General features: G+C 26.2%; 14 protein-coding genes. 8 read left to right on the forward strand and 6 right to left on the reverse strand.

Going from position 1 to position 14,111, the window contains the following annotated elements; all coding sequences use genetic code 4:
- Positions 1–1,295: 1,295 nt before the first annotated feature.
- The 6 genes from ACXX85_RS03605 to mraZ form a co-directional block, all read right to left on the reverse strand.
- Positions 1,296–1,976 (reverse strand): phosphorylase family protein, encoded by a 681-nt coding sequence (locus tag ACXX85_RS03605; protein WP_436358361.1) that lies wholly within the window; start codon positions 1,974–1,976, stop codon positions 1,296–1,298.
- Positions 1,951–3,030, reverse strand: a complete 1,080-nt coding sequence (locus ACXX85_RS03610; RefSeq protein ID WP_436358362.1) for a nicotinate-nucleotide adenylyltransferase — start codon at positions 3,028–3,030, stop codon at positions 1,951–1,953. The genes ACXX85_RS03605 and ACXX85_RS03610 overlap by 26 nt, the downstream gene beginning before the upstream one ends.
- Positions 3,031–3,144: 114 nt before the next feature.
- Positions 3,145–4,314, reverse strand: a complete 1,170-nt coding sequence (locus ACXX85_RS03615) for a cell division protein FtsZ (RefSeq protein ID WP_458560653.1) — start codon at positions 4,312–4,314, stop codon at positions 3,145–3,147.
- Positions 4,307–5,533: a hypothetical protein gene (locus tag ACXX85_RS03620; protein ID WP_458560654.1), complete on the reverse strand. Its 1,227-nt coding sequence runs from the start codon at positions 5,531–5,533 to the stop codon at positions 4,307–4,309. The genes ACXX85_RS03615 and ACXX85_RS03620 overlap by 8 nt, the downstream gene beginning before the upstream one ends.
- Positions 5,534–5,536: 3 nt before the next feature.
- Positions 5,537–6,439, reverse strand: coding sequence for a 16S rRNA (cytosine(1402)-N(4))-methyltransferase RsmH (gene rsmH / locus ACXX85_RS03625; RefSeq protein ID WP_458560655.1), 903 nt, complete (start codon positions 6,437–6,439; stop codon positions 5,537–5,539).
- Positions 6,439–6,879 (reverse strand): division/cell wall cluster transcriptional repressor MraZ, encoded by a 441-nt coding sequence (mraZ, locus tag ACXX85_RS03630; RefSeq protein ID WP_436358366.1) that lies wholly within the window; start codon positions 6,877–6,879, stop codon positions 6,439–6,441. Before mraZ ends, rsmH begins: the two co-directional genes overlap by 1 nt.
- Positions 6,880–7,585: 706 nt before the next feature.
- On the opposite strand from mraZ, the gene ACXX85_RS03635 reads away from it, so the two are divergent.
- From ACXX85_RS03635 to ACXX85_RS03670, 8 genes are read left to right on the forward strand one after another with little or no spacing between them, the layout of a single operon-like run.
- Complete coding sequence (locus ACXX85_RS03635) at positions 7,586–8,272, forward strand: F0F1 ATP synthase subunit A (RefSeq protein ID WP_436358368.1); 687 nt, start codon at positions 7,586–7,588, stop codon at positions 8,270–8,272.
- 23 nt (positions 8,273–8,295) lie between these two features.
- Positions 8,296–8,580 (forward strand): ATP synthase F0 subunit C, encoded by a 285-nt coding sequence (gene atpE, locus ACXX85_RS03640; protein WP_458557368.1) that lies wholly within the window; start codon positions 8,296–8,298, stop codon positions 8,578–8,580.
- A gap of 6 nt (positions 8,581–8,586) precedes the next feature.
- Positions 8,587–9,147, forward strand: a complete 561-nt coding sequence (atpF, locus tag ACXX85_RS03645; RefSeq protein WP_458560656.1) for a F0F1 ATP synthase subunit B — start codon at positions 8,587–8,589, stop codon at positions 9,145–9,147.
- Positions 9,148–9,149: 2 nt separating this feature from the next.
- The gene (locus ACXX85_RS03650; protein ID WP_458560657.1) at positions 9,150–9,707 is read left to right on the forward strand and encodes a F0F1 ATP synthase subunit delta; all 558 of its coding nucleotides are present in this window, start codon (positions 9,150–9,152) and stop codon (positions 9,705–9,707) included.
- A gap of 1 nt (position 9,708) precedes the next feature.
- The gene (gene atpA / locus ACXX85_RS03655; protein WP_458560658.1) at positions 9,709–11,271 is read left to right on the forward strand and encodes a F0F1 ATP synthase subunit alpha; all 1,563 of its coding nucleotides are present in this window, start codon (positions 9,709–9,711) and stop codon (positions 11,269–11,271) included.
- A 3-nt stretch (positions 11,272–11,274) separates the two neighbouring features.
- The gene (gene atpG / locus ACXX85_RS03660) at positions 11,275–12,129 is read left to right on the forward strand and encodes an ATP synthase F1 subunit gamma (RefSeq protein ID WP_436358373.1); all 855 of its coding nucleotides are present in this window, start codon (positions 11,275–11,277) and stop codon (positions 12,127–12,129) included.
- Between the two features lie 19 nt (positions 12,130–12,148).
- Positions 12,149–13,543, forward strand: coding sequence for a F0F1 ATP synthase subunit beta (gene atpD / locus ACXX85_RS03665; protein ID WP_458560659.1), 1,395 nt, complete (start codon positions 12,149–12,151; stop codon positions 13,541–13,543).
- A 9-nt stretch (positions 13,544–13,552) separates the two neighbouring features.
- Entirely contained in the window at positions 13,553–13,930 is a 378-nt protein-coding gene (locus tag ACXX85_RS03670; protein ID WP_436358375.1) for a hypothetical protein, read from the forward strand.
- The last annotated feature ends 181 nt before the right edge of the window (positions 13,931–14,111 follow it).

A 14,111-nucleotide genomic window follows, 5' to 3' on the forward strand; every position in this document is an offset into this window, starting at 1 on the left:
TTTTCCGTATTTTCGTAACAAAATAAATTCTGTGGTAATATTAAAATGTGACTAAGTTTTTATGTCACAGAAAGGGGTGAGAAATTGTTTTATTTCAAAGTAGAATCATGGAAAATATATTAATTTTATTAATAATCATTTTATTTATAATTAAGTAAAAGTTTAAAAAATAAAATTAATTTTTCACGACCTAATATAAAAACTCCATTATATAGGTGGAAATGGAGTCCCGTCATTCTTAATTGACGGGTTTTTTTAATACTTTTTTAAAAGTTGATACTATGTATTAAAAAATATTTTTTCTTTTTAAATGTTATTCTATTATAGTGCCGTTTGACAATGAAAATTTCTTTTATAATAATTAGTATATCCAACCGTTGTAAAGTTTTTAAAAAATTATTTAAAAAGTTATCTTTGGTAATAATAAAAATTAGAAAATAATCCTAAATATTTGGGAATGATAGACATAAACAGGAGCATTTAATTTTCAAACAATCGTTTTTGAATGAATTTAAAAGTAAAATAATTAAAGTAAATCTTTAAATTATAAAACTGATGAAAGTAAAGATAATATCAAATATTAATACGCTATAAAAGGAATTTTATCAAAAATAGTATAAAGAAAAACAAAAACAATAAAATCAACCATTTTTGGTTGATTTTGTCTTTTTTACTATTAACTGGAAAACTCTGGATAATAATTTTATTTATACTTAAATAAAGTTTGAAAAAATAAAATTATTTTTTGAAGTTGAAAATAAAAAAACTCCATTATATAGGTGGCAATGGAGTTTTTGTTTAACTTAATTTATTTAAATTAAACTTGGTTGTGAAAAATTGTTTTACATTATTATTATAGCACTTTTCTGAAATATTTATAAAATTTTTGCAAATTTGTAAATTATTAATCAAAATGTTCGGGGGGTTTTATTAATTAAAATGTCATCTTCACTAATGATTTATTGTTAATTGCTTTAACAAATACATTTTCCTATCTATTTTATTTCAGCAAAATCCGCCAAAAATCCCGATTTTTTCTGGTTTTGTTACAAAATAAATTCTGTACTAATATTAAAATGTGACTAGTTCAATCAATAATAGAAAATAATGAAAATTATTTTAATTTAAAGACAAAACGATGGTAAATATACTAATTTTATTAAAAAAACTCCACTGTCGGTAGAAATGGAGTTTTTGTTTAACTTAATTTATTTAAATTAAACTTGGTTGTGAAAAATTGTTTTACATTATTATTATAGCACTCTTTTCTTAATACGTAAATATTATTAAGAAAATTAATTATCAATTATCTTGCTAATTAAAAATAAAAAAGCTTTTTTTGATGATTCTTTTATTCTAAAATTAATATCTAGTTTATTATCTATATCTTGCGAAATTTTGTCAGAAATTGCTTTTACACTAAAAAAATTAATTTTGTTTTGAGAACAAACTTGTGCAATGGCAAAACTTTCCATATCGAAAATTTCACATTTTGTTTTTTTGTAGAATTCTAGAGCTTTTTCTTTGGAATCAAGAAATGAATTTGAAGAACAGATATTGCTGTATTTTACTTTTTCTATTATTTTTATTTTATTTAAAAAATACTGTTTTTCCCCTGGTGTTTGTCCAAAATTGTATCAAGGAGTTTGCGTATCAATATTAAAAAATTTTTTTGGAATCACTATCTCAAAAATATCATGTTTTTTAGATATTGAACCAACTGCACCAAAATTATAAACATTTTCAATCTTATTAAAAACAGAAAGTAGTAAAGTAGTGCTACTTGCAGCATTAATTAATCCAATACCAGAATATAAAACTACTAGAAAATTATTGTTTTTTTCAAAAACTAAAAATTTTTTATTTAGTTTTTTAATAGTCTTTTTTAAGTTTCATCCTTCTTGAATAAGTAAATGCTCTTCTTCTTGATCGGCAATTATTAATGCGTTTTTAATCTTTGTTAAGTCAATAATCATAAATATCTAATTGTTCTTTTGAAACTGTGGTTTTGTTTAAATTAAAATGTTTAATGTGCTCTACTACTTTTTTAAAAGCTAAATCAAAATCGCTAAAAGCTAAATTTCTAATAGCTTGTATTCCTTCTCATTTTCTACCTTGACACAATTTATCTGCCATAAAAACAATCTTGTCTAAAGTTGACATTTCATAATTAATAGAAGTGTGCACAGAAATAGCTCTAACTATTTCTGGATTTTGCACTTTATAATATTTATCTAATCATAAAGAAGCTGTAGTTTGGTGTAATTTATAATCAGGAATTTCTTTTTCATCTATATCATTTTTTACTAAAAAATCTCTATGCATTTCTATTGTTCATCTTTTTGTTAAATCATGAACTAGTCCAGAAAATCAAGCTATTTTTGCATTATAATTTAAACTTTTTGCATACTCAGCAGCAAGCGATGCTGTTGCTCTACAATGTTTATTTAACTTGGCATCTGTAGTGTTATTTAAAATTTCTAAAATATAAAGAAAATTCTTTCCGATATATTCAATTGTTTGGTTAAATAAATTACTAAAATCCCCTAATTTAACTTCCGTTGAAGAAGCGGGGAAAATTTCGTTGTTTAATAAAATACAATTAAATTTTTTTAAATTTTCCTTATTTAGTTTATTTTCCCTTTTAAAAATAACAATTTTCACTAATGAACTGATTTTTTCTATCTCTTTTCATTTGTGTAATTTATCCAAATTATCTGAACCTAAAATTAAAAATAATTCGTCATTTGGGAATTTATTTTTAAAATAATTAACAGTGTCAATAGTGTAACTTACTCCTTTACGATTTATCTCAAATAAAGAAATTTCCGTATTTTCTGGTTTAACATCATTGATCATTTTTACACGATCATTTCAATCTTCGTATTTACTTTTTGTTTTAAATGGACTTTTAAAAGCTGGAACAAAAAAGAATTTATCTAGAGATAAAATTTTTAGTGATTGTTCTGCTACCTTTATATGCCCTTTATGAATGGGATCAAACGATCCTCCAAATATACCAATTTTCATTTTTTAATTATAATAAAAAAAAGAAAAATTGAAGCGAAAAACTTCAATTTAACCAGTTTAAACTTGCTTTTAAAGGTTTTTAAAGTTAATATTGCAAACTTCTAAGACATCGTTTTACAAGTTGTTCTTTAAAAAACTAGGGAGTGATAATTCTGAATTATCTTCTTCCTCTTCATTAAAAGTTGTTGAATCTTCTGAAATACTACTATTTTGAAATAATGGACTATTAAAACTTTCATTATTGTTATATGTAGAATCACTATAAGTGTTTGTGTGTTGAGAATCTAAAGTTGACATAGAAGCAGTATTATTAATCAAATCTAAATTTTTATAAGAGTTAGAACTTCTTTCTAAACCAGAAGCAACTAGGGAAATTTTCAGTGATTTATCACTATTATTTTTAGAAATTAATCCTTGAATAATATTAACATTTTCTCCTGTTGCATTTTTAATTAAATCAATAATTAAACTAATTTCTTGGAAAGTTACAGCTGAACCGCTAATATTAACGATAACATCTGTACATCCTGTGATTTCGTGTTCTAAAATGTTGGAAAAAATAACTTTTTGAGCTGCTTTTTCTGCTCTGTCTTTACCTGATGCGCTTGCATCATTCATTATTATTTCACCTTTGTTTTTAGTTACAAATAATAAATCGGCAAAATCGACATTTTGAACACCAACTTCATTAATTATTTCATTAATAATGTTTAAGGTTTTTTCTAATATTGTATTAGAGAATTTAAGTGAATGTTCATTAGAAACTGAACCATAATTAGCAAGTAGTTTTTGATTAGAGACAATAATTAGTCCATCAACTATTTTTTTAAGTTCTTCAATTCCTTGAAGAGCATTATTTTTAATTCTTTCACCTTCGTGTTCAAAAGGAGTTGTAACTACAGCAATAACTAAAGAAGCAGTTTTTTTAGCAATTTCTGCTACAACTTTAGATGCTCCAGTTCCTGTTCCTTTTCCCATTCCAGCAGCTATAATAACAATATCTGCATCTTTGATTCTATCTTCTATTTCTTGTTGACTTTCTAAGGCACATTCAAAACCAATTTTAGGGTTACTTCCTGCACCAAAGCCTTTTCTTTTTTCGTAATCACCAAGATAAATTACTTTATTTTCATCAAAATAACTTAAGGATTGTGCATCTGTATTTAATGCTATATATTCAACATTAGGTAAGTTATATTCCATTAAGGTTTTTATGGAGTTGTTTCCACAACCACCAATACCTAAAACTTTTATTTTTATGTTGTTTTTAAAAGTATTATGCATGTTTTATCCTTTTTGTTAATAATTTGTTTAAAAAATTTAAGAATTTATTACCTTTGAAAATTAATTCATCTGTTGAATAAGGTTGAGTATTAATTAAAAAGTGTTCACTTTTACTTAAATCAATATTATTATATGATTTTTCGATGTATTTTATTCCTTCTAAAATTTCTTTTGCATCTTTGGAAATTAAAGGATGGAATTTAGAGTTAAAAATAATAATTTTTTTATTGATTTTTTGTTCAATTAAAGATAAAAATATAGTATTTTGTTCTTCTTTTTTATTTAGAAAAATTGCAAATTCACTGTAATTTTCTATGTTTTTGATTTCACTTACAACAAGTTCAGCAATTTTGTTATAATGTTTTTCTAACACAGTTTTAAATTCTAAAACAGTTAATTTATTTTTAATTAAACTAGTAGAGGGTTTGATTATGGATAAGCTATCTCCATATATATTAACTAGTTCATCTACTTGGTTTTTTTCTAAATTTAATTCTTTTGCAACTATTTTATTAATATCTGCAAAAGAAGAAGGAATATCTTTAATTTGTTTAATATGCCCTTGTTCTATAACTGAAATTTTAGTATTAGAACTATTTAAATTAATTATTATTTTTTTAGAATCTTGATTATTTAAATCTAGATTAATAAGTCTATCTAATGATATTAATTCAGTGAAAAATGATTCAATTTCTAAATTTAATTGTGAAAATAAATTATTTATTTCTTGATATAAATTGTTTTCTAAAAAAGTAAATGAATACTTAATTTCAATAGAATCAGAATTTTTTAATAAAGGTTTTTCATTGCCTTCATAAAATAATATACTGTTTTTATATATTTTGTATTCTTGTGGAATGATAGAAATAAAGGTATGATTAGAAATTAAATTGTTTTGTTTTGCTTTAGTTAAATTTCTATTTATTTCTTCACTTGTGATTGTTTTTTTATGGTTTAAAATTTCGGTTTTAACTGAATAAAGATTAGTTTTAAAAAGAAAATTGTCACTCAAAGAAATAAAAATTTTTTTAACATTTGTTTTGATTTTTTTATTTAGAGACTGCATTGCATCTCTATAAAAATCAAAAACTTCTTTTTGTAATAAGTTTTTTTCATTAAAGATTAAAACTTTTTCATTTTTTATTTCTTCAAAAGCTAAGATTGCACATTCTTGTAATGATGTGTCAATTTTAGCAACAACCTTTATATTTCTTTTCATTTTTTACTCCACTAATCTTGTTAAAATACGTAATTTTGCACTTCTACTTCTTTTGTTTTGTTTTATTTCCTCATCAGAAGGTAAAATTGATTTTGCCATTCATTTTTTTTCTTGCATTATCGGAATCCGATAATCAATTTCATTTTCTGATATTAATTGTTTAAAAAATTTCTTTACTATTCGATCTTCGGTTGAATGAAAGGAAATTATGAGTAATTTTCCATTAACTTTAAGAAAATCAATAGCATTTTCTAATAAAGTATTTAGAGATTCTAATTCGTTATTAACAGCAATTCTAATAGCTTGAAATACGGCTTTTGCAGGATTTTTCATTCTTACAACCTTAGCAGGTAACGATTTCCTGATTACTTCTACCAACTCTAAAGTTGTATTAATGGGTCTGCGTTGAACTATAGCTTTCGCAACTCTTTGTGGGAGCATTACATCAGCGTTTTGTTTAAATATTTCTACTAATTCACTTTCTGAAAAATTATTGACAATATAATGAGCATCCAAAGTTTGACTTTGGTCCATTCTCATATCTAGACGATAATCCTTATTATAAGAAAAACCTCTGGAAGTTTCATCTAATTGTGGTGATGAAACTCCTAAATCTACTAATATGCCATCTACTTTATTTATATTAAGTTTTTCTAATTCGCTCTTGATATTTTTAAAATCACTATGAATTAAAGTGAAATTTCCAGATATTGAGCTGAGTTTTTGTTCACTTTTCTTAATTGCTTCAATATCCTTATCAAATGCATATAGATGACCATTTTTAAGTTTTTCTAAAATCTTAGATGAGTGTCCCGCTCTTCCGAGTGTTAAATCTAGATATATACCATTTTCATTAATTTCTAATTTTTCAATTACTTCTTTTAATAAAACTGGAAAATGTTCCATTATAATTCAACTCCACTTTCAAATAAAGTTTTTTGGAGCTCATCCATCTCTTCATCATCAAGGAATTTAGATTGCTGTTTTTCGTATTTTTCTTTTGGTCAGAGTTCTAATTTTTCTCCAACCCCAATTAAATACGCTTCTTTTTCGATAGAGCAAGTTTTTAATAATGTTTTTGGTAAGACAATTCTTCCAACTTTGTCGATAGTAACATCAGTTGTATTTCCAAAGAAAAATCTTGCAAATTCTCTAACTGCTTTATTTAAAGAGTTATTTTTTTTAAGTTTTTCTTTGATTAAGTCAAATTCTTCTTTAGAACGAATTTCAATGACTTTATCTAAACCGATGGAAACATAAACATAATCACCTAATTTTTCTCTGAAATTAGAAGGGATTATGATTCTGTTCTTTTCGTCAATAGTTTTTAAATGACTTCCAAACATTACCACTCCTTACCACTATCTACCACATTATAATACTTTTTTTGAACTTTTTTATAAAAAAAGATAATTTTTTTTCAGATTTTATTTTTGTCAAAAAAGTTTTGGAATGATTTGAAAAAACTTTTTTTAGCAAAAAGCACACTTTACAGTATTTTTTTGTTATTTTTTGATCTTTTTCATATAATTTGCTAAAAAATATATGCTTTTTTGTAAAAAAGAATAAAATTATAAGGACTTGAGAAATCTTGTCAAAATGGAGTTATATTGAAAGAAAAAATAAAAGAATTTTTGAACTTGATATTTTTATATATTTTTATATATTTAATAGTTTTTATAGTTTTTGTTATTTTTTCTATTTGAAATTATTCTCTGCTATTAGGATGAATTTTTTCATTTATTTCTGTGAATATAACTTTTTTTAGTAAAATTTTTACTTTAGAGTTACTAAAAAAGGTTAATATTAATACAAATAGCAAAAAAAAGAATTTTTTTTACACAATTGGAATCGTCTTTAGTTTATTTTCATTAATATTTCATGCTTTATTAATCATTGCTATTATCTTTATTAATAAAGCATTTACAAATACAAATGACATACAAGTTATTTTGTTTCCTATAAATTTAATAACTTATATTATTGGAAATTCACTTGTTTTACCAGTTGTTGTAATTAATTTAATTATTAAAAAAATAAAGGATAAAAAGAATGGATAAATGATTAGAAAATTGAAATCAACCACAACTTTTTACTCTTTTTATATTAGTTTTTTTAGTTGTTGTAACATCATTGATTTTATACTTTCAAATTAAAAAAACAAAAAAAGATAAAGCACCTACAACGGTTGTTTATATAACTGAACAATACTTCGGTATTGTCGAATCAATTGTAGATGAAAGTGGTGTTAAAGGTAAATTGTCAACAAATATTAAACCTTATATATTTACTTTATTTACCTTTTTACTTTTTGGAAATCTACTTTCTTTATTTGGATTAGAACCAATAGGAAGTACATATTCCGTAACATTCACATTGGCTTTTGTATCCTGAAGTGGAATTTTTGTCATAGGTATTACTATGCAAAAATGGAGATTTTTCAAAAAATTTCTTAATCCGCTTGAAATAATTTCAATTCCTGCACCATTAATTTCTTTATCATTCAGGATGTTTGGTAATATAATTGGTGGTTCAACAATTTTGATTTTATTTTATGCAGGTACACAATTTGTATGATCATTATTGCCGATAGCTGGATTTAGCGTTTTTAACTTGCCAGCAGCAATATTCTTTGCGCCACTAATATTCTATTTTGATATTTTTGGTGTAGTAATTCAAGCATATGTCTTCACTTTACTAACTACAACTTATTGAAGTACAAATGCTGAAGTTGAATAATAATAAAATAAGGAGATTTTAAAATGACAAATGAAATTATCGAAATTGCTTCAAAATTAGATCCTAAGGTTTCAGCAAATTCTACAGGGATAGGTCTTGTTGCAATTGGAGCAGGTTTAGCTATGGTTGGAGCTCTTGGTGTTGGAGCTGGTCAAGGATTTGCAGCAGGTAAAGCTGCTGAAGCTGTAGGAAGAAACCCAGAAGCAGAGAAAAAAATCAACAAATTAATGATTATTGGTGCTGCTATTGCTGAAACTTCTTCAATTTATGCACTTGTTATTGCAATACTTTTAATTTTTGTTTATTAGATTAAAATGGATCAATTAATTTTAAAACAATTCAGTTCAGATGGAAAAGTTGATGCAAGTGAAGATATTTCTCATCTATTTAAAAATATTTTTCCAAACCCTTGAGTAATTCTTGCAACTGTTATTGCCTTCTTAATTGTATTCTTTTCTTTATTTTTCTTTGTTCATAAACCTATTAAAAAAGTGATTGAAGAAAGAAGACAATTCATTCAAGATAACATCGATGAAAGTGTCAAAAATAAAGAAAAATCCATAGTTTTAGAAGAAAAAAGAAATACAGAACTTTGAGAAGCAAGAATTGCAGCAGCTGGTATTATTAACCAAGCTAAAATCGAGTCTGAAAAAATAGCAAATCAATACATTACTAATGCTAAAAGAGAAGCAAAAAGAATTATTGAAGATGGACACAAAAATATTTCACAGCAACAAAAGAAATTTGAAGAGGAATCTAGAGAAGAAATTATTACAGTTGCAACTAAATTAGCATCAAAAATTTTAGAAAAACACGTAAGTCACTACGAAGAAAAAGAACTTATTGATAAATTACTTAATGAGGTTTATGAATAATTATGAATACAATAAGTAGTGAAAGAATTAATGGTTATGCACAAGCTATTTTTCAAATTGCATTAGAACAAAAAAAAGTTGATGTTTTTTACAAACAAACAGAAAAACTAAGTGAAATCTTTAAAAAAGAAGAAGATTTACTTCCATATTTAAAAAGTTTTGAGATCGAATTTGAACTAAAAGAAGAATTAATCGATGCTTCTTTTGCGAAAACTTATCAAACAGAACTTGTAAATATGATTAAACTTTTAGTTCAAAATCACTTTATAAGTTCAATTAATTATATTTTTAATAAATTTGAAAAATATGCTCTTGACTATTTAAAACAGAAAAAAGGTATTGTTTATTCAAGTCATAAGTTGAATAAAGAATATATGGACAAAATTATTGATTTTATTGAAACAAAAATCAATAAAAAAGTAATTTTAAAAAATGAAATTGATAAAAAACTAATTGCTGGTATCAAAATTATTATAGATGATTTAATTTTTGAAAATTCAATCAATTCTCAATTAAATCAAATAAAAGATCATATACTTAAAGGAAAGAGAGAAAAATAATATGCCATTAAAAACAAGTGATATTTCAGCATTAATAAAAGCACAAATTAAGTCATATGGCAAAAAAATCATTTCTGACGAAGTTGGAAAAGTAATTTCAGTTGGTGACGGAATTGCTCTTGTATCCGGACTAGAAAAGGTTGGTCTTGGGGAACTAGTTGAATTTCCTAATAACATTTATGGTATGGCTTTAAACATAGAAAGCGACTTTGTTGGAGTTGTTATCATGGGTAAAGAAAACCAAGTTGTTGAAGGTGATTTAGTTAAAAGAACTAAAAAAATCATTTCTGTTCCTGTAGGGGAACAAATGGTTGGAAGAGTTATAAATGCTCTTGGTGAACCTATTGACGGAAAAGGGGCAATTGATTTTAACAAAAGAAGAGAAATCTTTGTTGAAGCTCCTGGAGTTATGAAAAGAAAAGAAGTTAACGAACCTTTAAAAACAGGTATATTAGCTATTGACTCAATGGTTCCAATTGGAAAAGGTCAACGTGAATTAATTATTGGTGACCGTCAAACAGGAAAAACTGCTGTTGCTATTGATGCAATTTTAAACCAAAAAGGACAAAATGTCCACTGTGTTTATGTAGCAATTGGACAAAAAAATTCCACAGTTGCACAAATTGTTAATAAACTTCAAAACAGTGGTGCAATGGAATATACAACAGTTGTTGTTGCTGGAGCTTCTGAGCTTGCTCCTTTACAATATATTGCTCCTTACTCAGGAGTAACTATTGCCGAAGAGTGAATGTATAAAGGGAAAAACGTGCTAATTGTTTATGATGACTTATCAAAACACGCAGTTGCTTACCGTACACTTTCACTTCTTTTAAGAAGACCACCTGGTAGAGAAGCATATCCTGGAGATATCTTCTACCAACACTCATATTTACTTGAAAGAGCTGCTAAACTTAATCAAGAAAATGGTGGTGGTTCAATTACAGCACTACCTATTATAGAAACACAAGCAGGGGATATTTCAGCATATATTCCTACAAACGTTATTTCTATAACAGATGGTCAAATCTTTATGAAAGAGGCTTTATTTAACTCTGGACAAAAACCTGCTGTTGATGTTGGTTTCTCTGTTTCTAGGGTTGGTTCAAGTGCTCAAACTAAAGCTATGAAATTTGTTTCTTCTTCATTGAAATTACAATTAGCTCAATATAATGAATTAAAATCATTTGCTCAATTTGGTTCAGATTTAGATGAAACAACAAGAAGAATTTTAGATCACGGTTCTAAAGTTTATGAATTGTTAAAACAATGACAATATATTCATTTTGACCAAAACGATCAAGCCATTATTTTACTTTCTGTTAAAGATAAACTAATTAATCCAATTCCAAAAGAATACATTTTACAATATAGAGATGAATTAGTTAACTTTATAAACAGCGATACTAAAGCCTTAGAATTAAAGGCTGAATTGATTAAAGAAAGAGCATTTAACGACGAATTATTAGTTGAATTTAAAAAATTAATAAGAAGTTTTATTTTAGAATTTATCAACAAAATTCCTAACTATGATGCTTCTTTATATCCTGCAATGCCGGAGTTATAGAAAATGGCTTCTAATCAAAAAATAAAAACTAGAATTAATTTAATTTCAAATACAAGAAAAATAACTAAAGCAATGGAATTACTCTCCAGTGCTAAATTAAGAAGAATGAAAAATAATTTCCTTTCTATTCAAGAATATTCAAATTCTATCAAAAGCATTTTAAGTTCATTAGCACAAAAAACTAAAAACATTAGCGAAATTTTTACTTTAAATAAAGAAGCACCAAAATTATTTATTATCATTACTTCCGATTTAGGATTATGTGGTGGATATAACAGCAATATCTACAAATTAACTAAAAAGGAAATTGGTAAAAATGATAAACTAATAATTTTCGGAAATAAAGGAATTTCCCTTTTTAAAGACTTTGAAACTCAAGTTATTCAAAAACATTCTAACTATGGAGATGACTTAAACTATTCACTAGTAAATAATGTTATCAACAAAATAAAAGAACTTTTAGAATCTAAATCAGTTTCAGAAGTAAATTTAGTTTATACCAAATTTATTAATAGTGTGCTTTATGAACCACTAATTAAAAAATTGTTACCACTAAATAACGATCAAAAAAGTGATTTTAATATTAGCGACAATGAAAATAATGTCTTAGTAGAATTTGAACCTAATCCAGAAATTATTTTAAAAAATCTTATCCCTTTATATATGGGTTCTACAATTTACAATGCTTTAGCTGAATCTAAAATTTCCGAAATGTCTTCAAGAAGAACAGCTATGGAAAATGCATCAAATAATGCAGATGAAATTATTAACAATTTACAAATTGTCTTTAATAGAGCAAGACAATCTTCTATTACTCAAGAAATAACTGAGATAATAGGTGGAACAACAACAAAATAATAAAGAAAGGAAGGAAACTATGGAAAAAAATATAGGTAAAATTGTTCAAATTTTAGGTCCTGTTATTGACGTAAAATTTGAATCAGGTAGACTTCCAGCTTTACTTAATGCTTTAGAAGTTAATCTTAATGCAAACAAAAAAATTATCCTTGAAGTTGAACAACACATTGGTGATGATGTAGTTAGAACTATCGCCATGGAAATGACTTATGGACTTTCTAAAGGACTTGAAGTTGTAGATACAGGAAAACCAATTCAAGTACCTGTAGGAAAAGAAATTCTTTCTAGAATGTTCAATGTGCTTGGTGAACCTATTGATGAATTAGGTTCAGTGGATGCAAAACTAAAAATGCCTATCCACGCTACTCCACCAACTTACGAAGATCAAAAATCAACTTCTGAAATTTTAGTTACAGGAATTAAGGTTATCGACTTATTAATCCCTTATGTTAAAGGTGGAAAAATCGGTTTATTTGGTGGAGCTGGAGTTGGAAAAACAGTTCTTGTGCAAGAACTTATTAACAACATAGCTACTCAACATGGTGGTCTCTCTGTTTTTGCAGGAGTTGGAGAACGTTCAAGAGAAGCTAATGATCTCTATCACGAAATGAAAGCTGCAGGAGTTTTAGACAAAACAGCACTTGTTTTTGGTCAAATGAATGAACCTCCCGGAGCTAGAATGAGAGTTGCTTTAACAGGACTAACAATGGCTGAATACTTTAGAGATAAACTAAATCAAGACGTTCTTTTATTTATTGATAATATCTTTAGATTTACTCAAGCAGGTTCCGAAGTATCTACATTACTTGGAAGAATCCCTTCAGCGGTTGGTTACCAACCAACTCTTGCTACAGAAATGGGACAATTGCAAGAAAGAATTACTTCTACAAGAAATGGTTCTATAACTTCAGTACAAGCAGTTTATGTACCTGCAGATGACTTAACTGACCCTGCACCTGCAACAACATTTGCTCACCTAGATGCTAAAACAGTTCTAGATAGAAACATTGCTGCTCTTGGTATTTATCCAGCAGTTGATCCACTTGCTTCAGGTTCAAGAATGCTTGATCCGCTTGTAATTGGTGAAGAACACTATAGTGTTGCTAGAAAAGTTTTAGAAATTTTACAAAAATTTAAAGAATTACAAGATATTATTGCTATCCTTGGTATGGATGAACTTTCTGAAGAAGATAAAAGAACTGTTTCAAGAGCAAGAAGACTTAGAAACTTCTTATCTCAACCTTTCTTTGTTGCTGAAAAATTCTCAGGTATTTCAGGTAAATTTTTACCATTAGAAGATACAATTAGAAGTTTCAAAGAAATCATTGAAGGTAAACACGATTCATTACCAGAAGAAGCATTTTTATATGTTGGTTCAATTGAAGAAGCAATTGAAAAAGCTAAAAAACTTTAATTATTAATTATGAAAATAACTAAACTAAAAATAATTACTCCTAATGGGGTATTTTTAGAAAAAAATATCGAAATTATTACTTTAAAAACCACTGAAGGATATAAAGGATTGCAATATGGAATTCAACCATTTGTTGCATCAATAGTTCCATCCAAAGCTTTTATCAAAAGCGAAAACAAAGAAGAAATAATTTATATTAAATCTGCAATTGTATATGCTCAAAAAGAATTAATAACTATTATTAGTGATTCAGTATCATATGATTCAAATATCATTGACATTAATGATGAATCCAATAAAACTCATGATACCAAAGCTAAAAGTTCAATAGAAGATGTACAAAAAGAAATTCAAATTAAAAAAGAGATAGAAAAAGCACAAAAATAGTCCAATTAAGGACTATTTTTTTGATCTTGATTTTTTTCCTTTTATACAGGATTTTCCCATTAGAAAAGTAATTAATGCCATCTTTCTTCTTTAATAATTTCAATCAAGGCATTTAATTCTAACATTGTTTTTCCTGCGTTTCCCAGTTAATAGGGAAAAAATACAAATAGTGCTGTTTTAC

The sequence above is a fragment of the Mycoplasma sp. Z386 genome (assembly GCF_054343375.1).